This is a genomic window from Pseudoblastomonas marina (assembly GCF_014641655.1).
GTDB lineage: Bacteria > Pseudomonadota > Alphaproteobacteria > Sphingomonadales > Sphingomonadaceae > Alteriqipengyuania_A > Alteriqipengyuania_A marina.
The window spans coordinates 400-754 of record NZ_BMID01000032.1 but is presented as its reverse complement, the minus strand read 5'-3'; the positions used below and the strand labels follow the sequence as shown (position 1 = coordinate 754).

1 rRNA gene (cut by a window edge) is annotated in these 355 nt (G+C 43.1%); it reads left to right on the top strand.

The window, feature by feature from the left end:
• Window positions 1-355 (top strand): 23S ribosomal RNA (locus IEW49_RS13435); its annotated part runs 367 nt beyond the window's last position; the annotation flags it as partial.

Below are 355 nucleotides of genomic sequence, written 5' to 3'. Positions count from 1 at the left end.
AAAAGGTTGAGTTAGCGGTAAATAGAAATCCCGTATCCCCCCGTCCCCCCGCCCTGCAGTACTGCAGGGGGGGAGGGGGGATTAGGAAGTGCCACTTCTAAACCCCCGCAAGCTTGCGGGGGTTTGTTGAGGGGTAGGTTGTTTATATTACATTAAGATTAACTAATAAAAATACATATAAAAAAGAAATGAAGAAATAGTCTGAACCATTATGTGAATGATGGAAATAAATCAATATGATAACAAGTTGAACAGGCTAATTTGCGCAAGAGTGTACAAAATGAGTGCGCGGTTTGGCACCTCGATGTCGGCTTGACTAATCCTCATGGATGCAGAAACTATGTAGGGTACTCTA